Below are 23254 nucleotides of genomic sequence, written 5' to 3' on the forward strand. Positions count from 1 at the left end.
CGGCCGTCCCGGCCGTTCGGGCGTATCGAGGGGTCTTGACGCGATCACCGAGAAACGTACACTGCGAGTGTAAATAACACCCGCCACGGCAGAGGGATGGGTGCATGGAGCGCGGCCTCGAACTGCACGACATCGGCGTCCGTTTCGGCGGCCTCACCGCCCTCGACCACGTCTCGCTCCGGGTGCCACCCTCCCGGGTGGTCGGCGTGATCGGGCCCAACGGCGCCGGCAAGACCACCCTGTTCAACGTGGTCTGCGGCTTCGTCACACCGCAGACGGGTTCGCTCACCCTCGACGGTCGACCGCTGCGCCCCCAACCCCACCGGCTGACCCGCCTCGGCATCGCCCGAACCCTCCAGGGGACCGGGCTCTTCGCGGGGCTCAGTGTGGTGGAGAACGTGATGGCCGGCGCATCCCACACCGCCCGTGCGGGTTTCGCGGCGGCGCTGTTCGGGTTGCCCCGCAGCGACCGCGACGAGCGCCGGCTGCGCCGACACGCCCTGGACGTCCTCGACGAGCTGGGCATCGCCGAGCACGCCGAGGCCGCGCCGGGCACGCTTCCTTTCGCCGTACGCCAGCGGGTCGCCCTGGCCCGCGCGCTCGCCGCGCGACCGCGGCTGCTGCTGCTCGACGAACCCGCCGGCGGCCTCGGCGCGGACGACATCGCCGAGCTGGCGGACCTGATCCGGCGGCTGCCCCGGCGGGACGTCGACCCGTGCGCGGTGCTGCTCGTCGAGCACCACATGGACCTGGTGATGAACGTCTGCGACGAGATCGTGGTCCTCGACTTCGGCCGGGTGATCGCCACCGGGCCGCCGGACGAGATCCGCGACGACACGGCGGTCACCGACGCCTACCTCGGGGCCCTCGTCGAGGAGCCCACACCATGAGCGCGCCGGATCTGCTCGTGGTCCGGGGGCTGGTGGCCGGTTACGGGGCCGCGCCGGTGCTGCGGGCCGTCGACCTCACCGTGCCGGCCGGCACCATCGCCGCCGTCGTCGGCGCCAACGGCGCCGGCAAGACGACGCTGCTGCGGGCGCTCTCTGGGATGATCCGGCCGGCCGCCGGCCAGGTCGTCCTCGCCGGGGAGGACCTGCGGGGTACGCCGGTGGAACAGCTCGTACGGCGCGGGATGGCGCACGTCCCGGAGGGTCGGGGCGTGATCGGCGAGCTGACGGTCGATGAGAACCTGCGGCTCGGTGGGCTGTGGCGACGCGACCGGGCGGACGCCGGCCGCGCCCTCGACGAGGTCTACGAGCTGTTCGAGCCCCTCGCGCGGCGTCGTCGTCACCTCGGCCACCAGCTCTCCGGAGGCGAACGGCAGATGCTCGCGCTCGGCCGGGCGCTGGTCGGGCGGCCGCGCCTGCTGCTGCTGGACGAGCCGTCGCTGGGCCTGGCGCCCCGGGTGGTCGCCCGGATCATGGCCCTGCTGCGCCAGTTGCGCGACCGGACCGGCCTGACCGTGCTGCTGGTCGAGCAGAACGTGCGCAGCGCGCTCGCCGTCGCCGACCAGGGCGTCGTGATGTCCCTCGGCCAGGTGGTGATCGCCGCCCCGGCGGCGACGCTGCGCGACGACGTCGACCTGCGCCACGCGTACCTCGGTTTCTGACCAACACCGGATGTCCCTGGAGGGAGAACAGTTGGACCGCTTCGTCTTCCTCACCGTCGACGGTCTGTCCCGGGGCGCGGTGTACGCCGCGTTCGCGCTCGCGCTGGTGCTCATCTGGCGGGCCGCGCGGGTCGTGAACTTCGCCCAGGGCGCGATGGCCGTCGCCGCCGCGTACGTCGCGTACTCGGTGTCCGCCGCGACGGGCGTCTACTGGCTCGGCTTCGTCGTCGCGATCGTCGCCGGCCTGCTGCTCGGCGCGCTGGTGGACCGGGTCGTGATGCGGCACGTGGACCACGCGTCACCGCTCAACCCGGTCATCGTCGCGCTCGGTCTGGTGCTGCTGATCCAGGCGGTGCTGGGCATGGTGTACGGCAACGAGTTCCGCCCCGCCGAGGTCCCGTTCAGCCGGTCCGCCCTCACCGTCGGCGGGATCGCCGTGCTGTCGCCGTACGACCTGTTCGTCTTCGCCACGATCGCCGTGGTGGTCAGCGGGCTGGGCTGGATGTTCGCCCGTACCTCGATCGGGTTGCGGATGCGCGCGGCGGCGTTCGCGCCGGAGGTCTCCCGACTGCTCGGGGTGAACGTCGGCGGCATGTTGACGCTCGGCTGGGCGTTGGCCTCGGGCGTGGGCGCGCTCGCCGCGATGCTGGTCATCCCCACCGAGCTGGGCCTGCACCCGCACGCCATGGACCTGGTGTTCGTCTCGGCGTTCACCGCGGCGGTGGTGGGTGGGCTGGACAGTCCACCGGGGGCGGTCGTCGGCGGCCTCGCGGTGGGGCTGCTGCTCTCCTACGTGAGCGGGTACGCCGGCAGCGACCTCACCCCGCTGGCGGTGCTCGTCCTGCTGCTGGCGGTGCTGCTGGTGCGGCCCGGCGGGCTGTTCGCCCCGGTCGCGGCGAGGCGGGTGTGAGCGCGACCCGGGCGGTCCTGCCGCCGAAGCGCCGGCCGGCCGACGCAGGTGACCGTCCGCCCGAGCCGCGACGGGGCTCCACCCTGCTGCGGCACCTGGCCGTTGCGCTCGCCGTGGGGGCGCTGCTGGTGGCGGTCAGCTACGCCGCCGAGCCGTTCCGCAACTTCCAGCTCGCCACGATCGCGGCGTACCTCTGCGCCACCGCCGGGTTGACCGTCCTCACCGGGCTCAACGGGCAGCTGTCGTTGGGGCACGGGGCGTTGATGGCGACCGGGGCGTACACGGTGGCGCTGTGCCAGAACGCGTTCCTGGACCGGGGGTGGACCGGCGGCTGGTTGTTGGCGCTGTCGCTGCTCGCGGCGGTGCTGGGCACGGTCGTGGTCGGCGCGGTGGTCGGTGTGGCGGCGGCCCGGCTGCGCGGTCCCTACCTGGCCGGGGTGACGCTCGCCGTGGCCGTCGTCGTGCCGGCGTTGGCCGTCACCTTCGACGGCGTCCTGGGCGGTGAGCAGGGGCTGTCGGTGCCGGTGGAGCCGCCGCCGCTGGCGCTCGGCCCCTACTTCCCGTACGAGCGGTGGCAGCTCTGGGTCTCCGGCGCCGCCACGCTGCTGGCGCTGCTGCTGCTGGCGAACCTGGTCCGCAGCCGGTACGGGCGGACCTTCCGGGCCGTTCGCGACGACGAGGTGGCGGCCCGACTGGCGGGCATCCACGTGTCCCGTACCCAGGTTCTCGCGTTCGTGGTCAGCGCCGCGACCGCGGGGCTCGGCGGTGGCCTGCTCGCGGTGCTGGCGCAGAGCGTGTCACCCGGGGCGTTCTCGCTGACGCTGTCGCTGTTCCTGCTGATGGCCGTGGTCATCGGCGGTCTCGGTCGCCTCGCCGGCGCGCTCTGGGGGGCCGTGCTGCTGGTCGCCCTGCCCGATCTCACCCATTCCGTGACCGAGCTGCTCACCCTCTCGCCAGCGGTGGCGCAGCGACTGGAGGGCAACCTTCCGCTGGCGATCTTCGGCATCACGTTGATCGTCGTGATGATCGCCGCGCCCGGCGGCGTGCAGGGTCTGCTGGCCCGCCTCGGTCGGGCGCTGCTGGCCCGCTGGCCGGCGCGACGTTCCTGAGCTGTCCCCGGCCCGGCCTCCGCCGGGCGCTCCACCCACCACACCGCTCCCACCCAACCGGACCGAGAAAGGTCGGTGTCTCCCATGCACCCTACGGCGCGACGCGGTCTCGCGATCGCCAGCTCCATCGTTCTGCTCATCGCCGCCGCTGGCTGTGGCGGCGACGACGGTCCCGCCTCCGGCGGGAGGTTGGTGCCGGGGGTCACCGACACCGAGATCGTCGTCGGCACCCACATGCCGCTCACCGGGCCGGCCTCGGCCGGCTACTCCAAGATCGCGCCGGCGACGAAGGCGTACTTCGACTACGTCAACGCCAACGGCGGCGTGCACGGCCGGAAGATCACCTACAAGGTCATGGACGACGGCTACAACCCCGCGAACACCCAGCAGGTGGTACGCCAGCTCGTGTTGCAGGACAAGGTCTTCGCCATCCTCAACGGCCTCGGCACGCCGACCCACAGCGGCGTGCTCGACTTCCTCAAGAGCAACCGGGTGCCGGACCTCTTCGTCGCCTCCGGCAGCCGGAGCTGGGACCAGCCCGACACCTATCCCGGCACGTTCGGCTTCAACCCGGACTACACCGTCGAGGGCAAGATCCTCGCCAACTACGCGAAGTCGAACCTGGCCGGCCAGAAGGTCTGCTTCCTCGGTCAGGACGACGACTTCGGCCGCGACAGCCTGGCCGGCGTGGAGAAGGTCCTCGGCGCTCAGGCGGTAGCGGTCAAGCAGACGTACGTCACCAGCAACACCAACGTCGCCCCGCAGATCGGCGCGTTCAAGGCGGCCGGCTGTCAGGTCGTCGTGCTGGCGACCGTGCCCGGCTTCACCGCGCTGTCCATCGGCACCGCCGCGCGGTTGGGCTTCAAGCCACAGTGGCTGGTGTCCAACGTCGGCGCCGACCAGCCGACCCTGGCCAAGCAGCTCGGCGCGGCCGCGCCGCTGTTGGAGGGCATGGTCGGCACCAACTACCTGCCGATGCAGAACGACACCGCGAACCCGTGGATCCAGCTCTTCACGAAGATCAACAAGTCGCACAACGGGGACGCGCCGTTCGACGGCAACACCGTCTACGGCATGTCCGTCGGCTACCTGTTCGTGCAGGTGCTGCTCGCCGCCGGCAAGGACGTCACCCGTGAGAAGGTCGTCGACGCGGTCGAGAAGGGTGGCTTCCAGGGGCCCGGTCTCGCGCCGTTGCGCTTCGCCGCCGACGACCACTCCGGCTACGGCGGGCAGCGGTTGAGCCGGGTGAGCGGGGGAGTCCAGAGCTACTTCGGGCCCACCTACGAGACCGACGAGCGCGACGGGCCGGTCAAGGAGTACACGGCCGCGCCGGTCGCGCCGCCCGCGAACGGGGTGCCGACCGCCTCCTGACCCGCGGCATCTGGTCGTACGGCCCGGGGGTGACCACGTCCGGGCCGTACGACCCTGCGCGGGGGTGCGCGGCGGTCACCGCTGGCGGGCGTTGACCGATACCGAACAGCTCTCATACTATTTGCACCGTGAATGCAATCCGGCCGGCCCGGATGACGCCGCCCACGCGTACGCGCAGTGTCCCGATCATCGCCTGTCTAGACTCGTCGCAGAGCCGGACGACACCGTGGCGGTGAGAGGGCGGGGGCGGATGAACAGGGTCGAGACGCCGGCGCGGGTCGACGGACGGACGGCCCGTGCCGAACGCACCCGGGCGGCCATCGTCGAGGCGCACCTGGCGCTCATCACCGAGGGTGACCTGCGGCCCACCGGCGAGCGGATCGCCGAACGGGCCGGCATCTCGCTGCGGACGCTCTGGACCAACTTCAAGGACATGGAGACGCTCTTCGAGGCCAGTGGCGCGGAGGTGCTGCGGCAGCAGGACGCCGCCTACCGGCCGATCTCGACGACATTGCCGCTGGCCAAGCGGGTCGACGCGTACTGCCGGCAGCGGGCGCGACTGCTCCAGCTCATCGCGCCGTCGGCACGGGCCGCGCAGATGCGCGAGCCGGTCTCCGAGCAGTTGCGCCGCAACCGCGTCAAGCACGTCGACCGGGTCCGCGACGAGGTCGAGCAGCTCTTCGCCGCCGAGTTGGCGCGCGCCGGGCGCGAGCGCGGCCAACTGCTCAACGCGGTGGTGGCGGCGAGCATGTGGCCGGCCTGGTCGATGTTGCGCTACGGCCTCGGTCTGGGGGTGGACGCGGCCCGCGCGGTGATGACCCGGACGGTGGGCGCGCTGTTGGCCGAGGTCGCGGCCGACTGATCCCGGCCTGTCCTCTTTCCATCCGCTTCCGGATGAGTGACACTGAGACGCATGGTTGCTGCATCACGAGTGCAAATAACTGTGCTGCGCGGCCGGGACGACCAGTGCGCGGCCGTCCGGAGCCTGCTGGATGGCGTCACCGACGGTGGCGGCGCTCTGCTGCTGCACGGCGAGCCGGGGTCGGGTCGGACCGCGCTGATCTCCTACGCGCACCGGTACGCGAAGGACTGCGCGGTCCTGGCCGCGACCGGGCTGCCCGAGGAGGCGATGCTGCCGTACGCCGGCCTGCAACGCCTGCTCGACCCGGTGCGCGACCGCGCGACCGCCCTGCCCGAGGAGCGCCGCCGCCTGCTGTACCGGGTCATGGACGGGGAGGGCTGCCCACCCGAGCGCCGGCTGGCCCTGTCGGTGGCCGTCCTCGGGCTGCTCGCCGCGACCGCCCGGGAGCGTCCGCTGCTCGCCACGATGGACGACGTGGACCGGGGCGACCCGCAGACCACGCAGGTGCTCGCGGTCGTTGCCCGCCGGCTGCGGCAGCTGCCGGTCGTCGTCCTGCTCACCGCGGACGCCACCGCCACCGTCGACGGACTCGTGACCCACCGACTGGCCCCGCTGAACGAGCGGGACTGCATCGCCGTCCTCACCGACCGACTGTCCGAGCGGCCCGCCGCTCCGGTCGCCGCCATGCTCGCCGAGGTCGGCGGCGGCAACCCGCAGGCGCTCGTGGACCTCGCCGACGTACTCACCCCGGCGCAGTGGCGCGGGGAGGAACCGCTTCCGGTCGCGCCGCCGGCCGACGGCGCGCTGGGGCGCTCCTACCGGGCCCGTCTCGACCGGCTGCCGCCGGACACGCGTCGGATGCTGCTGCTCGCCGCGCTCGACGAGTCGGACGACGCGGCGACCCTGGTCCGCGCGGCCGACGCCGCCGGCATGGTCATCGAGGCGCTCGCCCCGGCCGAGGCCGCCGGGCTGGTCCGCGTCGATTCGGCAGGCGTCACCTTCGCCCAGCCCCTGGCCCGCGCGATGGTGGCGGCCGCCGCCCCGCTCGCGCAGCGCCGGGCCGCACACCGGCTGCTCGCGGGCGTACTCGATCCGCTCGGCCAGCGGTTACGCCGGGCGATGCACCTCGCCGACGCGACCGCGGGCGCCGATCCGGCCCTCGCCGCCGAGTTGGAGCGGGCGGCGGCCGGTGGGCGCAACGGCTGGGCCGTTGCGTCGGCGGCGCTGTGCCGGGCCGCCGCGCTCAGCGACCGCCCCGACGACGCCGCCGCCCGCCTGCTCGCGGCTGCCCGCTACGCCTGGGCCGGCGGACAACCCGGCCAGGCCCGCCTGCTGCTCGACCGTCTCCGCGCGACCTGCGCGGACCCGCTCGTCGAGGGCGAGGCCGGGCTGTTGCGCGGCGAGATCGACCTGCGCTGCGACGACGCGCCCGGCGCGGCGGCCACCCTGCTGTCCGCCGCGCGGACGGTGGCCGCCGCCGACCGCGCCCGAGCCATGCAGGGGCTCGCGCGCGCCGGTGAGGCCGTCTGCTTCGCCGGCGACCAGTACCGGTACGCGGAGGTCGGCCGGCGTGCCGACGCGCTCCGTCAGCGTGACGACCCGCCGGCCGTGGAGTTGACCGGATGCCTCGTCACCGGGGTGGCGGCCACGCTACGCGGCGATCACGAGCGAGCCGGGCCCGCGCTGCGGCGGGCCGTCGTGCTGGGTGGCCGCCTCGCCGGGCCGGAGCTGACCCCGACCGCGCTCGCCTGCGCGGCGGCGGCCGGACTGGTGGTGGCCGTGGACGGCGCCGCGCACCGCCTCGCCGAACGCGCCGTCGGGTTGGCGCGCGAGCACGGCGAGCTGTCCATGCTGTCCCGCGCGTTGGAGCTGCGGGCGGTCGCCGAGTACTGGCTGGGCCGGCACGAGACGGCCGCCGAGACCTCCCGCGAAGGGCTGCGGGTGGCGCGGGCCACCGGGCAGTTCAACTGCGCCGACGTCCACCTGGGGATGCTCGCCGTGCTGGCCGCCGTACGCGCCGACCGCGAGAGCAGCCTGCGGCGGATCCGGGAGATTGGTACGACGTCGACACCGGGCAGCCGACCGCACGCGCTCGCCGGCTGGGCGCTGGCCGTGCTGGACCTCGTCGACGGTCGGCACGCCGAGGCGGCGACCCGCCTCGCGTCCCTGGCCCGGCTCGGTACCGGTCGGGGCCAGGTGCTCGTCCAGGTGATGGCCACCCCGTACCTGGTGGAGGCCGCCGCGCACCTGCCGCACCGGCCGGCAGCGACCGCCGCGCTGGCGGCCTTCGACAGGTGGGCGAGCAGCACCGCGAGCCCGCTGCGCCGGGCGCTGTCGGCCCGGTGCCACGCGCTGTTGGCGACCCGGGGCGGCGTCGAGTCCGAGCGCGAGTTCCGGACGGCGCTGCGGTTGCACCCGACGGAGGCCGGCGTGTTCGAACGGGCCCGGACCGAGCTGCTCTTCGGCCAGGACCTGCGGCGCAGCCGGCGACCACGGGACGCCCGGGAGCACCTGCACCGCGCCCGGGAGGCGTTCACCCTGCTCGGGGTCGGTCGCTGGGCCGAGCTGGCCACGGCCGAGCTGCGCGCCGCCGGGGAGTCGGTCGGGCCGCCGGATCTGCCGGCGGCACGGCTGCTGACCGGTCAACAGCTCCGGATCGCCCGACTCGTCGCCGAGGGCGCCACCAACCGCGAGATCGCCGCCCGGATGTTCCTGTCCACCCGGACGGTCGACCACCACCTGCGCAACGTCTTCCACCGGCTCGGGATCCGCTCCCGCACCGAGCTGGCCCGCGCGTTCGCCACCGAACAGCACGCCGGTCTCGCCTCCGAACGCTGAGCGCCGCCACGGCATCATCGGGTCTGGACGGCGTTAACTATCACCGCTAGTTTGTGCGTCAGGCACCCTCCAGCACTAAGGACACCCGCATGCGCGTCTTCACCTCCGTCGACGAGCTGACCGCCGCGGTCGGCGAGACCCTCGGCCCCGGCCCCTGGCAGCGGATCGAGCAGGACCGCGTGAACCTGTTCGCCGACGCGACCGACGACCACCAGTGGATCCACATCGACCCGGAACGCGCGGCGGCCGGTCCCTTCGGCGCCCCGATCGCGCACGGCTTTCTCACGCTGTCGTTGGTGCCGGCCCTGGCCGGCCAGCTCTACCGCGTCGAGGGCGTCGCGATGGGCGTCAACTACGGGCTGAACCGGGTGCGCTTTCCCGCGCCGCTGCGGGTCGGCGCGGCCGTACGCGCCAGCGCGGTCATCGCCGAGGTGTCGCCGGTCAGCGGTGGGGTGCAGCTGGTCACGGCGGTGACGGTCAACAGCGATGGTGGCGACAAGCCCGTCTGCGTCGCCGAGACGGTGAGCCGCCTCTACCGTGCGGCGACCCGCTGAGCGGTCGGCCGTCGGTCGTATCGAACAGGCAGCCGGCGGCCGGCGGTGACCCCCGGTCACCTCGGTAGGGGCGGATGCCTCCTTGAGCGTGATGCCACAGAGTCATCTTGATGCCCCTGTGGCATCACGCTCAACAGCACATCGACACGGCGGTCAGCCACAGCGGACGATCAGCGCCCGGGGCGCCCCTAGTGCGCGTCGGAGCATGCCAAGCCAGGCACAAGGGCGCTAGCCTCGACATGGTGGCCCGGCGGTGTAGAAGCCGGCGGTGCCGCCATTGCCGTCCGCTATTGGGAGCACCGCCATGACGGCCCACGTCGACCCACGCTTCGGCGCCACCCTCCGGCAACTTAGTGAGCAGGCTGGCCTGTCCCTGCGGGCACTCGCCCAGCTCACCCACCGCGGCAAGAGCTGCCGCGACCTCGGACAGATCGTCGGCCGCCACGGCCCCGGCCACCCGATGCCGCCGCCACATGCTGCAAATAGGCACGACCTCCGACAGCTACCAGGGGTGACGGACGCTCCGCACCAGCGCGCACGGTCGGCGGCAGATCCGGATGCCGGATCAGGGCTTGTCCGTCGGCGTTGACGCCGCCCGACGATAATGGCGAGATGCTTGCGACCAACGCCTGGTGGAACGCGATCGACCCGCAGTTACTGAAGCAGTTAGACGACTTGCTGTGCACGCGTCGACTGATCCAGGCGGTCGTCCTCCTGCGCCAGGAAGGCGGACTGCAACCGCCGCCCGGCCTGTACGAGGCGCAGGATCTTCTGATCGAGCGACGCGCCGAACTGGACCGGCAGGGTCTCCTCGAGCCCGAGCCACCGCCACCGACGACCGCGCAGCTGATCGAGAAGGCGGACGCCATCGCCGCACCAATCCTCGCCGTCGAAGCCTTTTGGGACGGCGACACACAGGGCTGGTTCGTCGTCCTGGTGGCGATCGTGAGCCGACCGGGCCGACACCACGACCGCTTCGATGAGGTGCCGTTGACGGTGCTACGACACGGCGGAGACATCCGCCTGTTCACCGGGCAGGTACCGCCGTGGCCGGAGGCACAACAGGCGATCGAGCAGGGCCAGGCTGTCGCGCGACATGCCGGCGTGCCGTTCCACTTCACCAACCCGGAAGCGCCGGACGTCGACCTGCCGCGCTGGTGGGACACACAACCCAGCTGACAGGCACACACCGCACCTTCGGCCGTCACCGGAGATCCGAGATACGGGCGGGACCGTGCACGCTCATCGGCAGATCCGGACGCTGGCGCGTCGACCACATGCCTCCGTATGCATGCTGGGGTGGCGTCCAATGGTCCGACCACCCGACTCCAGCCGCGCCCCTGAGCCACCCGTGCTTGCGAGGGCGGCGAGAAGCTCTTCTCGCCGCCCCCGCGTTCCTTGTCCGGGGCGTGTGTCAGGCGACCGTGCAGGCGGTGCCGTTGAGCGTGAAGGCGGTCGGCTTGCCGGCGTTGCCGGTGTGGGTGGCCTGGAAGCCGATGTCGACCGATGTGTTCGCGGCGATCGTGCCGTTGTAGGAGACGTTGCGGGCGGTCACCGCGCCGCTGGTCGGGGAGTAGTCCGCGTTCCAGCCCCCGGTGATGGTCTGTCCACTCGGCAGCGTGAACCCTAGGGCCCAGCCGGTTATCGCGCTGCTGCTCGTGTTGGTCACCGAGACGGCCGCGGTGAGCCCGTTGTTCCAGGCGTTGACCGTGTACGTGACCCGGCAGCCCGCCGCCGGCGGCGGCGTGGTGGGCGGGGGAGTGGTCGGCGGCGGGGTCGTCGGCGGGGGCGTGGTCGGCGGCGGCGTGGTCGGTGGGGGAGTCGTGGGCGGCGGGGTGGTCGGCGTGTCCCCGCCGATGCTGCCGGGAACCGCGCGCAGGGCGTCGTACCAGGCGACGGCCATCTTGCGGTAGCCCGTGGCGTTCGGGTGCACGCCGTCGGCCAGGTCGCTGAGCGTCAACGCGCGGTACATGTCGACCAGGTGGACGCGCTTACCGGCCGCGGCCCGGGTCTGCACGATCCCCGGGATCGCCGCGTTGTAGCCCCGGACCACGTTGTCCGCGCCGGACTTCGGGATGATCGTCGCCACGAACACGTCCGCGTTCGGCGCGGTGTTGGTGATGCGGTCGACCAGGGTGGCCAGCCGGCCGGGCGCTCCGGAGGTGTCGCCGTACATGTCGTTGGTGCCGATGTGCAGCAGCACGGTGCGCGGGTTGGTGGCGCGCAGCCAGTTGACGATGTTGGCGTCGATCTGCGCGATGGTCCAACCGGAGTGGCCCTCGTGGTCGTGGTCACCGAGGCTGGACGGGCCGTTGAACATCGAGCCGACGAAGTCGATCCGGTAGCCGCCGGACGCGAACCGTTGCCAGAGTTCGATCCGGTAGCCACCCGCGACGTTGAAGCCGTCGGTGATCGAGTCGCCGAGGGGCATGACGCGTACCCCGCCGTTGGATTCGGCGCTCGCGGGCGCGGTCGCCACCGGTACGGCGGCGGTCATGGCCGCGACGGCGGCCAGCGCCGCCCACCACAACCGGGCCCGGCGGGGCCTCGGGGTCGTCGCGGGCCTGTCGGGTGTCGGGGGTACGGGTTTACCAAGGGTCACAGGGCTCATGGGGCTTCCTCGGGTGATGGGACGACGACCAGGAACCCGGACGTCGGGATGTGCCCTTCACCCCGCCCGGACGCACCATAGCTTGTTATCGCTAACACCGGCAACGCATCGACCGCCGACCATGGGTACGGTCAACTCGCGAGCGTCGCGGCGAGCCAGCGCAGTTGCCGCCGGACGTGCAGGGCCTCGCCACTCTCGTGACCGTTGAACGGGTACACGTGCATCTCCCGCCGTGGCGCGTCGGGTCGGCCGGTCGCGGCGCCGTACTGGTTGTAGGCCGCGAAGCCGGTGCTCGGCGGGCACACGGTGTCGCGCAAACCGATGCCGAAGTGCGCCGGCGCGGTGGCCCGCCGGGCGAAGGTCACCCCGTCGACGTAGGACAGCGTGCGCCGGACCGCGGCCTCGGCCTCCCGGTGCACCGCCAGGTACCGGGCGATCTCACCGTACGGCGAGGCGTCGCTGAGCTCGATGGCGTGCTGGACGTCGCAGAGGAACGGCGCGGTGATCAGCGCCGCCGCGAGATCGTCGACCAGGCCGGCGACGGCCAGCGCCACGCCCCCGCCCTGGCTGTTGCCGAGCAGGGCGACCTGGCCCGCGTCCACTCCGGGCAGGGCGCGCACCGCCTCGACGGCCCGGACGGCGTCCGTGATCAGACGGCGGTAGTGGTAGTCGTACGGGTCGAGGATTCCCCAGGTCGCCGGCCAGGGCCCGCCGGGCGCGCCGTGCCGGTCGGCGGTGTCCCCGGCGGCGTACAGCCCGGACTGGCCTCGGTTGTCCATCAACAGGTGCGCGTACCCGGCCGCCGGCCAGACCAGCCGCTCGTGTGGCAGACCACGGCCGCGCCCGTAGCCGGCGTACTCCACCACGGCGGGCAGCGGTCCGGGTACGCCCGCCGGGCGGGTGAACCAGGCCCGTACCTCGTCGCCGTCGAAGCCGGCGAACGTGACGTCCCAGGTGTCGAGCACGCGCAGGTCGGTGGGCTCGGGACGGACGTCGACGAGTACCGGCCGGGCGGCGGCAGCGGCGAGGGTGTCACCCCAGAACCGGTCGAAGTCCTCCGGCTCGGTGACGGTGGGGGAGTATCGCTCGAGCTCGTCGAGGCGCACAGCGGCGTCGGGCACGGGTCCTCGCAGGGTCAGCGGGGTGGGGCGGGGGGCGCGGTGCTCTCCCGGACGACCAGTTCGGTCACCAGGTCGATCCGGCTGGTCGCCGGCTCGGTGCCGGCGGACAGGTCGAGCAGCATCTGGGTGGCGATGCCGGCCATGTCGCGCAGCGGCTGGTTGATCGTCGTGAGGGGCGGGTCCGTCCAGGTGGCGAGCGGCAGGTTGTCGTACCCGATCACCGAAAGGTCCTCGGGGACGCGCAGGCCGCACCGGCGTGCGGCCCGGAGCACCCCCATCGCCTGGATGTCCGAACCGGCGAAGATCGCGGTGGGTCGGTCCGGTCGTTGCAGCAGTTGGAGGCTGTGGGTGTGCCCGGTGCCGGCGGAGAAGCTGCCGAAGCGGACCAGCTCGCGGTCGAGGGTCAACCCGGCCTCGTCGTGCGCGGACTGGAAGCCGGCCGCCCGGGCCCGGCTGCAGAGCATGTCGGGCGGCCCGGAGATGACCGCGATCCGCTGGTGTCCCAGCTCGATCAGGTGCCGGGCGGCGAGCAGGCCGCCGTTGAAGTTGTTCGAGCCGACCGTGGGCACGGACGCCGAGGTCGCGCTGTCGGTGTCGATCACGACGAACGGTACGCCCTGACGCCGCAGGAGCTGCTGTTGCGCGTCGCTGAGGTGACAGAGGACGAACAGCACGCCCAGCGGACGCTGACCCAGCAGGGTGTCGAGCCATCGCGACGCCGGGCGGTGCGCGCCACCGAGCTGGGATACGGCGAGACTGATCCCGGCGACGCTCGTCACCGCCTCGACCCCGCGCATCACCTCCATCGCCCAACCGGTGTCGAACTCGTGGAAGACGAGGTCGATCCGACGGGTGGCGGAGGATGAACGCCGGCTGCGGCGCTGGTACTGGTGGCGGTCGAGACTCGCCTCGACCCGGGCTCTGGTGCCGGGGGAGACGTCCTCGCGGCCATTGAGGACCTTGGAGACCGTCGCGACCGACACTCCGACGTCGTGGGCGATCGTCGCGATGGTGGTGGTGGAGCCGGGTGGGCCGAGCGGGTGGTGCTCTGTCATCGCAGCCTCATACCGCATCCGAAAGTTTCGGAGGACACTAACACGATCAGCCGACGATTCCCGTCGATGCAGCTGAGCGCGCTGGTAGGCATCCCACGACACATCGAAACTCTTGACAGGTCCAGGCGGCGGACTTAGGTTGCCGAAAAGGTTGCTCTGGTTTCCGGAAAGTTTCGGATTGTGGAACCGCGCGCCACCAACCGGTCCCACGACGGCGCGGTTCGTGGCCGGAGCTAAGGGGTCTCGGCATGAGAAGTCAGCAGCCCGTCGACAGCGAATCGGCGTCGCGCGACGCCGCACCGTGGCGCGACACCCGGCTGTCGCCGGCCGACCGGGCCGAGGCGCTGCTCGCGGTGATGTCCGTCGAGGAGAAGGTCGCCCAGCTCTTCGGGGTCTGGGTCGGCGCCGACGCGTCCGGCCAGGGCGTCGCGCCGCACCAGTCCGACATGGTCGCCAACACCCCGTCGTGGGACACGATCATCCGGTACGGCCTGGGTCAGCTCACCCGCCCGTTCGGCACCGCGCCGGTCGACCCGGTGCTCGGCGCCCGTTCGCTCGCCGCCTCCCAGGAACAGATCGTGGCCGCCAGCCGGTTCGGCATCCCGGCCCAGGTGCACGAGGAGTGCCTGACCGGGTTCGCGGCCTTCAAGGCCACCGTCTACCCGACCCCACTGGGCTGGGGCGCCTCGTTCCACCCCGAGCTGGTCGAGGAGATGGCCGGTCGGATCGGCGCGTCGATGCGCGCCGCCGGCGTACACCAGGGGCTCGCGCCCGTCCTCGACGTCACCCGCGACTACCGCTGGGGCCGCACCGAGGAGACGATCGGGGAGGACCCGTACCTGGTCGGAACGACCGGCGCGGCGTACGTGCGGGGCCTGGAGAACGCCGGCCTCGTCGCCACCCTGAAGCACTTCGCCGGCTACTCGGCCTCCCGGGGCGGACGCAACCTCGCCCCGGTGTCGATGGGCCGCCGCGAACTGGCCGACCACATCCTGCCGCCGTTCGAGATGGCGCTACGACTCGGTGGCGCCCGCTCGGTGATGAACTCCTACGCCGAGATCGACGGCATGCCCGCCGCCGCCGACGAACACCTGCTGACCGGGCTGCTGCGCGACGAGTGGGGCTTCACCGGCATCGTGGTCGCCGACTACTTCGCCGTACGGTTCCTCGAGACCCTGCACGGTGTCGCCGGGAACGCCGTCGACGCCGCCCGCCTCGCCCTGCGCGCCGGCATCGACGTGGAACTGCCCACCGTGGACGCTTTCGGTGACGCGCTGGTCCAGGCGGTGCACGCCGGCGAGGTCGACGCGGCGCTGATCGACCGGGCGGTGCGCCGGGTGCTCATCCAGAAGATCGACATCGGCCTGCTCGACGAGGACTGGCGGGCCCTGCCCGACGACGTCGCGGCCCTGCGCCTCGACGACGAGGCCGGCCGGGACGTCGCCGTACGCCTGGCCCGCGAGTCCGTCGTGCTGCTGCGCAACACCGGCGTGCTGCCGCTGCCCGTCGCGACCCGGGTCGCCCTGGTGGGTCCGCTCGCCGACGACCCGATGGCGATGCTCGGCTGCTACACCTTCCCCAACCACGTCGGCGTCAACCACCCCGACCACGGCCTCGGGGTGGAGATCCGCACGTTGCGCGACGAGCTGGCCCGCCGCGTCCCGCTGCTGGTCCACGAGCCGGGCTGCGCCGTCACCGGCGAGGACGCGTCCGGCATCCCGGCGGCGGTCACCGCGGCGACCAACGCGGACGTGTGCGTGCTCGCCGTCGGGGACCGGGCGGGGATGTTCGGCCGGGGCACCTCCGGCGAGGGCTGCGACGCCGCCGACCTGCGGCTGCCCGGCGTGCAGGCGGACCTGGTCCGGGCCGTTCTCGCCACCGGTACCCCGGTGGTGCTGGTGCTGCTGACCGGTCGCCCGTACGCGCTCGGCCCGGAGTTCGACCCGGCGGCGGCCGTGGTGCAGGCGTTCTTCCCCGGCCAACTCGGCGGGCAGGCGCTCGCGGAGGTGCTCACCGGCGCGGTGAACCCGTCCGGGCGGCTGCCGGTCAGCGTGCCCCGTGACGCGGGTGGGCTGCCGGGCACCTACCTGTCGCCGCCGCTCGGGCGTCGCAACAAGGTGTCCTCGATCGACCCGACCCCGGCGTACCCGTTCGGTCACGGCCTGAGCTACACCACCTTCGAGTGGTCCGACGCGACCGTCGTGGGTGCGACGCGGGACGAACCAACCCCCTGGGCGGTGGACGGCGAGGTCCAGGTGCGCGTCACCGTCGGGAACACCGGTGACCGGGCCGGCACCGAGGTGGTGCAGCTCTACCTGCACGACCCGGTGGCGCAGACCACCCGGCCGGTGCACCGGCTGGTCGGCTTCGCCCGGGTGCCGCTGGAGCCCGGAGCGCGGGCGCACGTCACCTTCGGCGTACCCGCCGACGTCACGTCGTTCACCGGTCGGTCCGGCCGGCGGGTGGTCGAGCCCGGCGCGGTCGAGCTGCGGTTCGGGCGCTCCAGCGCGGAGATCGAGGACGCCCTGCCGCTGCGGCTCACCGGTGCCGAGCGCGAGGTCGGGCACGAGCGGGACCTACTCACGTCGGTGCGGATCGAGCCGCTCGTGGCCGTTCCGCACTCCGCATAGGAGGCGAGGATGACATCCGAGACGTTACGACCTCCGCCGCCGGCGCCACCCGGCGACGCGGTGGAGGCCACCGTCCCCGCCCCGCGCGCACCCCGTCGGCGTCGCACCTGGCGACAGGCGCTGCGCCGGGACTGGCAGCTCTACTCGCTGGCCGTCCTGCCGCTGCTGTTCTTCCTGGTTTTCCGCTACCTCCCGATGATCGGGAACATCATCGCGTTCCGCCGGTTCAAGCCGGGCGGGAGCATCTTCGGTGAGTACTGGGTCGGGCTGCGCTACTTCCGGATGTTCCTGGCCGACCCGACGTTCTGGGACGTCTTCACCAACACGCTGGTGCTCGGGACGCTGACGCTGCTGTTCTGCTTCCCACTGCCGATCATCCTCGCGCTGCTGCTCAACGAGGTACGCGCCCGACGGCTGCGGCGGTTCGTGCAGTCCGTGTCCTACCTGCCGCACTTCCTGTCGATCGTGATCGTCGCGGCGATGGTCATGCAGCTGACCTCCGTCGACGGGACCGTCAACCAGATCGTGCAGGCCACCGGCGGCGACGCGGTGCCGTTCCTGCAACGCGCCGAATGGTTCCGGACGATCTACGTGTCGTCCGAGGTCTGGCAGACGGTCGGCTGGGGCACCATCCTCTACCTCGCCGCGCTCACCACCGTCGACGACGACCTGTACGAGGCCGCCCGGATCGACGGGGCCAACCGTTGGCGGCAGACCTGGCACGTGACGCTCCCGGGCATCCGACCCACCATGGTCACGTTGCTGATCCTCAACATCGGCACCTTCATGGCGGTCGGTTTCGAGAAGATCCTGCTGCTGTACAACCCGCTGACCTACCCGACCGCCGACGTGCTCTCCACGTACCTGTTCCGGATGGGCTTCGGGTCCAGCAACTTCAGCTACGCCGCCGCCATCGGGCTGTTCGAGGCGGTCATCGGGCTCACGCTGGTCCTGACGGCGAACCTGATCGCCCGGCGTACGGTGGGGACGAGCCTGTGGTGACCGTCGACGCCACCGACCCGGCCCAGGTGAGCGACCTGCCCGCCCGCGTCGGACCCCGCGGTATCCGGCCCACCCGGGGCTACCGCGTGTTCCAGGCGTGCAACGCGGTCGTGCTCACCATCGTGGTGGTGGTGACCCTGTTTCCGTTCATCAACGTCCTGGCCCGCTCGCTCAGCGACGAGGGGTACATCATCGCCGGGCAGGTCAACCTCGTGCCGCGCGGGTTCAACCTGGACACCTACCGGCTCGTGCTGAACGACTCGCTGTTCTGGACCAACTACCGCAACACCGTCTTCTACACCGTCGTCGCCACGACCATCTCGATCGTGCTGACCACCTGCTACGCCTACGTGCTGTCCAAGAAACACCTCCGGGGACGTACGGCGCTGATCGGCATCGCGGTCTTCACCATGTTCTTCACCGGCGGCCTGATCCCCAACTACGTGCTCGTCACCAGCCTGGGCATGAAGAACACCGTGTGGGCCATCGCGGTGCCCAACGCGATCAACGTGTTCAACCTGCTGGTGATGAAGGCGTTCTTCGAGTCGCTACCCACTGACCTGGAGGAGGCCGCCGCCGTCGACGGGCTCAACACGTACGGCATCCTGCTGCGCATCGTGCTGCCCCTGTCGAAGGCGATCGTCGCCACGATGGTGCTGTTCTACGCCGTGGCCTTCTGGAACTCCTGGTTCGCCGCCTTCCTCTACATGGACCAGCAGGAGTTGTGGCCGGTGACCGTCTACCTGCGCAACCTGATCGCCGGGGCCACCGGCGCGGAGAACGTCGGCGCGATCGCCGAGGCCGACGAGGTGCAGGCCGAGGCGACGCTCAAGTCCGTGACGATCGTGCTCACGACCCTGCCCATCCTCCTGGTCTACCCCTTCGTCCAGCGGTACTTCGTCCGCGGCGTGATGCTCGGCGCCGTGAAGGGCTAGCCAGCACGTCCACCCTTTCCTCCACCGAACCCGAAAGGACCGCCATGCTCCACCGATCGTGGCGCCGCGTCGCGACAGCGGTAGCCGTGCTGCTCACGGCGACCAGCATCGCCGCCTGCAGTGATGACCCGTCCGACGCCAAGGACCTGTCGGAGAACAAAGCCGGTGCGATGTCCGACTACGGCATCGGCAAGCAGTTCAAGGCGAGCGAGCCGGTCTCCTTCTCCATCCTGTACAACAACCACCCGAACTACCCGCTGCGCGAGGACTGGCTCTTCTGGTCGGAGCTGAAGTCCCGGGCCAACGTCACCCTCACCCCGGTCGCCGTTCCGCTGAGCGACTACGAGCAGAAGCGCAGCCTGCTGATCGGCGCCGGTGACGCCCCGATGATCATCCCGAAGACGTACCCGGGGCAGGAGGACGCCTACGTGTCCTCGGGCGCGGTCCTGCCGGTCAGCGACTACCTGGACCTGATGCCGAACCTCCAGGACAAGATCTCGAAGTGGAACCTGAAGCCCGAGATCGACACCCGGCGTCAGGAGGACGGCAAGTTCTACCTGCTGCCCGGCCTGCACGAGAAGCCCTGGCAGGACTACTCGGTGGCGATCCGCACCGACATCCTCGACGAGCTGAAGCTCAGCCCCCCGAAGACCTGGGACGAGCTGTACACGGTGCTCAAGGCGATGAAGGCGAAGTACCCGGACGTCTACCCGTTCTCGGATCGGTGGAGCAAGCCCAACCCGGCCGGCAACCTGCTCAACATCCTGGCCGTGTCGTACGGACTCCAGGGCGCGGGCTGGAACTTCCAGCACACGAGCTGGGACGCCGACAGCAAGAAGTTCGTCTACACCGGCGCGAGCGACAAGTACAAGCAGATGCTCCAGTACCTCAACAAGCTGGTGAAGGAGAAGCTGCTCGACCCGGAGAGCTTCACCCAGACCGACGACCAGGCCCGGCAGAAGCTCGCCAACGGCAAGTCCTTCGTGATCAGCGCCAACGCCCAGGCCGTGGTGAACGACTACCGGCCGGACCTGGCCAAGACCAACCCGAAGGCCAGGATCGCCAAGATTCCGCTGCCGATCGGGCCGGCCGGTGAGGTCAACCCGGCCAACCGGCTGGAGAACGGCGTGATGATCTCCTCGAAGGCCCGCGAGAGCAAGAACTTCGTGGCGATGATGCAGTTCATCGACTGGCTCTGGTACTCCGACGCCGGCCAGGAGTTCGCCAAGTGGGGTGTCGAGGGCAAGACCTTCGTCCGGGACGGCGCCGGCATGCCCAAGCTCGCGCCCGACGTCAACGTCATCGGGCTCAACCCCACGGCCCCGAAGCACCTCCAGAAGGACTTCGGCTTCTACAACGGCGTCTTCGCGTACGGCGGCAAGCCGGAACTGGTGCAGGGCTTCTTCGCCCCGGAGGAGCAGGAGTTCCAGAAGGTCATGAACGCCCGGACGCCGGTCGTCGTGCCCCCGCCGCACCCGTTGAACGACGAGGAGCGGGAACAGGCGTCCCTGTGGGAGACGCCGCTGAAGGACGCCGTCTACCAGGCGACCCTGCAGTTCGCGCTGGGCCAGCGGGACCTCGCCCAGTGGGACGCCTACCTGGCCGAGCTGAAGGGCAAGAACATGGACGCCTACCTGGACATGGTCAACAAGGCGTACGACCGCTACCAGAAGGACCATCGCTGAGGCGTCGGCCGGTCCGGTGACGCGCACCGGACCGGCCGACCTCGGCGCCCCCGCGTGCGACCGACCGCCGGACCTGGGAGGAGATGGACAGTGAACGACGCCGCGCAGGCCGGGCGGCAGATCGGCGACGGACCCCTGTCCCGGTTCGCGTCCCGCGTCTACATCCTGCTCGTGGTCGAGGCGCTGCTCCTTCTCACCACGGTGCCCGCCCTGCTCCCGCTGCTGCTGCTCGACCGTGACCCCAGCAACCTGCCGCTGGTCGCGCTGCTGCTGACGCCGGTCGGACCGGCGGCCTCCGCCGCCCTGTACGCGCTGCGCCACCAGCGACCCGACCTGACCGACCTGCGTCCCGCCGCGCTGTTCTGGCGGGGCTACCGCGGCAACGCCGGGGGCGCGCTGCGGGTCTGGACGCCGACGCTGCTGTGGTTGACGGTGCTCGCGCTGAACCTCGCCTACCGTGACGCGATCGGCCTACCGAGCTGGTGGGTGGCCCCGCTGATCGCGGTCGCGGTCGGGGTGACCCTCTGCGCGCTCAACGCGCTGGTGATCACCTCGCTGTTCGAGTTCCGCACCCGTGACGTCCTGCGCCTGGCCGTGCACTTCCTCGTCCGTACCCCCGGTGTCACCGCCGGCAACGCCCTGCTGCTCGCGGCGGCGGCCGGGATCACCGCGGTCTTCTCCGAGGCGGTGCCGGCGCTGCTCGCCTCGGTCCTGGCCCTCGGAATTCTCCGTGTCGCCGACCCGATGGTCCACCTGATCCGGAAGGAGTTCACCGCATGAGCCGCTCCACGACCGCCGAGGTGATCGTCACGCGGGGGGTCGCGTGAACGCCGACCTGGAGGATCCGGTGTTCGTGGCGGAGCCGCACGACGTCGAGGATCCCCGCGTACACCCCGCCTGGCTGCCACCGGAGGCGTTCCGGGCCCTCGGCGCGCGGCGCGTCCTCGTGCACGGCGACGGGCTGCTCGTCGACACCGTTCTCGACGAGGTGACGCGCGCCTGCACGCGCTACGGCGGACGGGTCTGGCACTCCCCGTCCTGGGACGTCGACGTCGACGTGGTGCTCGCCCTGCGCGGGGCACCCGAGCTGCCCAGCACGGCGGTGCGGGCGGCCCGCGCGGCGGGGGAGGCGGCGCTCGCCGACCTCGGTGAGACGCTCGGCGACGAGGGTTTCCTGCTGGCCCGCAGCGGTGAGACGACGGTCGTGCTGGCCGACGCGCCCGCCGGCCTCCTCTACGGGCTGTTCCACGTCGTACGGCTCTGTGCGGCGGCCTTCGACCCGGCCCGCCCACCCGAGCTGCACCGGCCCGCGCTGCGCCGCCGCATGCTCAACCACTGGGACAACGTGGCCGTGCACCCGGTGATGGGCCAGGTCGAACGGGGGTACGCGGGCGGCTCGATCTTCTGGGCCGGTGGCCGTCCGCGCGGGGACCTGGCCCGGATCCGGGAGTACGGGCGGCTGCTGGCGGCCAGCGGGATCAACGCCATCTCGGTGAACAACGTCAACGTGGGTCGGGCCGAGGCGCTGCTGCTCACCGACCGGCTCGGTGACGTGGCCCAGATCGCGGACGCGCTGCGCCCGTACGGCATCCGGGTGCACCTGTCGGTCACCTTCGCCGCGCCCCTGGTCCTCGGCGGACTGCCCACCGCCGACCCGTTCGACGAGGAGGTACGCGCCTGGTGGGCGGCCGCCACCCGGCGCGTCTACGAGCGCATCGACGACTTCGGCGGCTACCTGGTAAAGGCCGACTCCGAGGGGCAACCCGGCCCGTTCAGCTACGGGCGGGACCACGCCGACGGTGCGAACCTGCTCGCCGAGGCCCTCGCCCCGTACGGGGGAGTGGTGCACTGGCGGGCGTTCGTCTACAACCACCACCAGGACTGGCGGGACCGGTCCACCGACCGCGCCCGCGCCGCGTACGACCACTTCGCCCCACTCGACGGACGATTCCGTACCAACGTGGTCCTGCAGGTGAAGTTCGGTCCGGTGGACTTCCAGACGCGCGAGCCGGTCTCGCCGGTGCTCGCCGCCATGCCGGCCACCCGGGTCGCGGTGGAGGTGCAGGTCACCCAGGAGTACACGGGCCAGCAGCGACACGTCTGCCACCTCGGCCCGTGCTGGGGCGAGGTGCTGAGCTTCGCGCCGTGGGGCCCCGGCGGGCGCACCATCGCCGACGTGGTCACCGGCGAGGCCGGCAAGGGCGGCGGCCTGGTCGCCGTCGCCAACACCGGCGACGACGCCTTCTGGACCGGGCATCCGCTGGCCCAGGCCAACCTCTACACGGTCGGCCGGCTCGCCTGGGACCCGCGGCTCGACCCGACGGCGGTCCTCGACGAGTGGATGACGCTGACGTTCCCGCCGTCGGCGACCGCCGACCCGGAGCTGGTCCGGCGGACGCTGCACGAGATCATGGACGACTCGTGGCGTACCTACGAGCGGTACACCGCCCCGCTGGGGGTCGGCTTCATGGTCCACCCCGGCGACCACTACGGCCCCGACGTCGACGGGTACGAGTACTCGCGGTGGGGCACCTACCACTTCGCCGACCGCGACGGCGTGGGCGTGGACCGCAGTCGCGCCACGGGCACCGGCTTCGCCGGCCAGTACCCGCCGTACTGGGCCGACGTGTACGAGTCGCCGGTGACCTGCCCGGACGAGCTGCTGCTCTTCTTCCACCACGTCCCGTACGACCACGTCCTGCACAGCGGGTCGACGGTCATCCAGCACATCTACGACACCCACTTCGCGGGCGTCGAGGAGGTGGCGGTGATGCGACGCCGGTGGCAGACCCTGAACGGGATGATCGACCCGGCCGTGTACGAGCGGGTGGCCGAGCGCCTCGACGAGCAGGTGCGCAGCGCCACCGAGTGGCGGGATCAGATCAACACGTACTTCTTCCGCAAGTCCGGGGTGCCCGACGCGCGGGGGCGGCGCATCTTCTGATCCGGCCGGCCCGATCGG

18 protein-coding genes are annotated in these 23254 nt (G+C 71.8%); 15 read left to right on the forward strand and 3 right to left on the reverse strand.

Translation table 11 applies throughout. The features are described from left to right. The first annotated feature begins 104 nt into the window (after window positions 1-104). From ACIBTX_RS22245 to ACIBTX_RS22285, 9 genes are all read left to right on the forward strand, one after another. On the forward strand, window positions 105-890 hold the full coding sequence (locus tag ACIBTX_RS22245; protein WP_357134665.1) for an ATP-binding cassette domain-containing protein: 786 nt from the start codon (window positions 105-107) through the stop codon (window positions 888-890). Next, window positions 887-1609 carry an ABC transporter ATP-binding protein gene (locus ACIBTX_RS22250; RefSeq protein ID WP_357134663.1) on the forward strand — a complete coding sequence of 241 codons (723 nt, stop codon included), beginning with the start codon at window positions 887-889 and terminating at the stop codon, window positions 1607-1609. Before ACIBTX_RS22245 ends, ACIBTX_RS22250 begins: the two co-directional genes overlap by 4 nt. 31 nt (window positions 1610-1640) lie before the next feature. Beyond that, window positions 1641-2519, forward strand: a complete 879-nt coding sequence (locus ACIBTX_RS22255) for a branched-chain amino acid ABC transporter permease (protein ID WP_357392894.1) — start codon at window positions 1641-1643, stop codon at window positions 2517-2519. Further along, window positions 2516-3628, forward strand: coding sequence for a branched-chain amino acid ABC transporter permease (locus tag ACIBTX_RS22260; protein ID WP_396832932.1), 1113 nt, complete (start codon window positions 2516-2518; stop codon window positions 3626-3628). The genes ACIBTX_RS22255 and ACIBTX_RS22260 overlap by 4 nt, the downstream gene beginning before the upstream one ends. 84 nt (window positions 3629-3712) lie before the next feature. Beyond that, complete coding sequence (locus ACIBTX_RS22265; protein ID WP_396832933.1) at window positions 3713-4999, forward strand: ABC transporter substrate-binding protein; 1287 nt, start codon at window positions 3713-3715, stop codon at window positions 4997-4999. 250 nt (window positions 5000-5249) lie between these two features. After that, the gene (locus ACIBTX_RS22270; protein WP_357134659.1) at window positions 5250-5861 is read left to right on the forward strand and encodes a TetR/AcrR family transcriptional regulator; all 612 of its coding nucleotides are present in this window, start codon (window positions 5250-5252) and stop codon (window positions 5859-5861) included. A 51-nt stretch (window positions 5862-5912) separates the two neighbouring features. Then, window positions 5913-8699, forward strand: a complete 2787-nt coding sequence (locus tag ACIBTX_RS22275; RefSeq protein ID WP_396832934.1) for an AAA family ATPase — start codon at window positions 5913-5915, stop codon at window positions 8697-8699. 89 nt (window positions 8700-8788) lie between these two features. Beyond that, window positions 8789-9253, forward strand: coding sequence for a MaoC family dehydratase (locus ACIBTX_RS22280; protein WP_357134656.1), 465 nt, complete (start codon window positions 8789-8791; stop codon window positions 9251-9253). Between the two features lie 585 nt (window positions 9254-9838). After that, the gene (locus ACIBTX_RS22285; protein ID WP_396832935.1) at window positions 9839-10432 is read left to right on the forward strand and encodes a hypothetical protein; all 594 of its coding nucleotides are present in this window, start codon (window positions 9839-9841) and stop codon (window positions 10430-10432) included. Window positions 10433-10667: 235 nt separating this feature from the next. Here the strand turns inward: ACIBTX_RS22285 and ACIBTX_RS22290 are convergent, their stop codons facing one another. From ACIBTX_RS22290 to ACIBTX_RS22300, 3 genes are all read right to left on the reverse strand, one after another. Continuing rightward, on the reverse strand, window positions 10668-11864 hold the full coding sequence (locus ACIBTX_RS22290; protein WP_396832936.1) for a cellulose binding domain-containing protein: 1197 nt from the start codon (window positions 11862-11864) through the stop codon (window positions 10668-10670). A gap of 131 nt (window positions 11865-11995) precedes the next feature. Further along, the gene (locus ACIBTX_RS22295; RefSeq protein ID WP_357134654.1) at window positions 11996-12985 is read right to left on the reverse strand and encodes an acetylxylan esterase; all 990 of its coding nucleotides are present in this window, start codon (window positions 12983-12985) and stop codon (window positions 11996-11998) included. Window positions 12986-12999: 14 nt separating this feature from the next. After that, window positions 13000-14040 carry a LacI family DNA-binding transcriptional regulator gene (locus tag ACIBTX_RS22300; RefSeq protein ID WP_357169436.1) on the reverse strand — a complete coding sequence of 347 codons (1041 nt, stop codon included), beginning with the start codon at window positions 14038-14040 and terminating at the stop codon, window positions 13000-13002. 248 nt (window positions 14041-14288) lie between these two features. Here ACIBTX_RS22300 and ACIBTX_RS22305 point away from each other — a divergent pair, with 248 nt between their 5' ends. From ACIBTX_RS22305 to ACIBTX_RS22330, 6 genes are all read left to right on the forward strand, one after another. Continuing rightward, complete coding sequence (locus ACIBTX_RS22305) at window positions 14289-16670, forward strand: glycoside hydrolase family 3 N-terminal domain-containing protein (RefSeq protein WP_357169440.1); 2382 nt, start codon at window positions 14289-14291, stop codon at window positions 16668-16670. A 9-nt stretch (window positions 16671-16679) separates the two neighbouring features. Beyond that, on the forward strand, window positions 16680-17672 hold the full coding sequence (locus ACIBTX_RS22310) for an ABC transporter permease subunit (protein WP_357134649.1): 993 nt from the start codon (window positions 16680-16682) through the stop codon (window positions 17670-17672). Continuing rightward, a complete protein-coding gene (locus tag ACIBTX_RS22315) occupies window positions 17669-18607 on the forward strand; it encodes a carbohydrate ABC transporter permease (protein WP_357134647.1) in 939 nt (312 codons plus the stop codon). Before ACIBTX_RS22310 ends, ACIBTX_RS22315 begins: the two co-directional genes overlap by 4 nt. A 44-nt stretch (window positions 18608-18651) precedes the next feature. Continuing rightward, window positions 18652-20292, forward strand: a complete 1641-nt coding sequence (locus tag ACIBTX_RS22320; RefSeq protein WP_357398877.1) for an extracellular solute-binding protein — start codon at window positions 18652-18654, stop codon at window positions 20290-20292. A 90-nt stretch (window positions 20293-20382) separates the two neighbouring features. Then, entirely contained in the window at window positions 20383-21072 is a 690-nt protein-coding gene (locus ACIBTX_RS22325; protein WP_357134644.1) for a hypothetical protein, read from the forward strand. A gap of 43 nt (window positions 21073-21115) precedes the next feature. Next, on the forward strand, window positions 21116-23236 hold the full coding sequence (locus ACIBTX_RS22330; protein WP_357398873.1) for an alpha-glucuronidase: 2121 nt from the start codon (window positions 21116-21118) through the stop codon (window positions 23234-23236). Window positions 23237-23254: the final 18 nt, after the last annotated feature.

Source organism: Micromonospora sp. NPDC049359, from assembly GCF_044466585.1.
In the GTDB taxonomy this organism is placed as follows: Bacteria; Actinomycetota; Actinomycetes; order Mycobacteriales; family Micromonosporaceae; genus Micromonospora.

Bases quoted from the DNA above. Each gene is read 5' to 3' on its own strand.
- ACIBTX_RS22290 (WP_396832936.1), bottom strand. From the start codon at position 11,864: ATGAGCCCTGTGACCCTTGGTAAACCCGTACCCCCGACACCCGACAGG.
- ACIBTX_RS22320 (WP_357398877.1), top strand. From the start codon at position 18,652: ATGCTCCACCGATCGTGGCGCCGCGTCGCGACAGCGGTAGCCGTGCTG.
- ACIBTX_RS22280 (WP_357134656.1), top strand. From the start codon at position 8,789: ATGCGCGTCTTCACCTCCGTCGACGAGCTGACCGCCGCGGTCGGCGAG.
- ACIBTX_RS22245 (WP_357134665.1), top strand. From the start codon at position 105: ATGGAGCGCGGCCTCGAACTGCACGACATCGGCGTCCGTTTCGGCGGC.
- ACIBTX_RS22270 (WP_357134659.1), top strand. From the start codon at position 5,250: ATGAACAGGGTCGAGACGCCGGCGCGGGTCGACGGACGGACGGCCCGT.
- ACIBTX_RS22305 (WP_357169440.1), top strand. From the start codon at position 14,289: ATGAGAAGTCAGCAGCCCGTCGACAGCGAATCGGCGTCGCGCGACGCC.
- ACIBTX_RS22265 (WP_396832933.1), top strand. From the start codon at position 3,713: ATGCACCCTACGGCGCGACGCGGTCTCGCGATCGCCAGCTCCATCGTT.
- ACIBTX_RS22300 (WP_357169436.1), bottom strand. From the start codon at position 14,040: ATGACAGAGCACCACCCGCTCGGCCCACCCGGCTCCACCACCACCATC.
- ACIBTX_RS22250 (WP_357134663.1), top strand. From the start codon at position 887: ATGAGCGCGCCGGATCTGCTCGTGGTCCGGGGGCTGGTGGCCGGTTAC.
- ACIBTX_RS22310 (WP_357134649.1), top strand. From the start codon at position 16,680: ATGACATCCGAGACGTTACGACCTCCGCCGCCGGCGCCACCCGGCGAC.
- ACIBTX_RS22275 (WP_396832934.1), top strand. From the start codon at position 5,913: ATGGTTGCTGCATCACGAGTGCAAATAACTGTGCTGCGCGGCCGGGAC.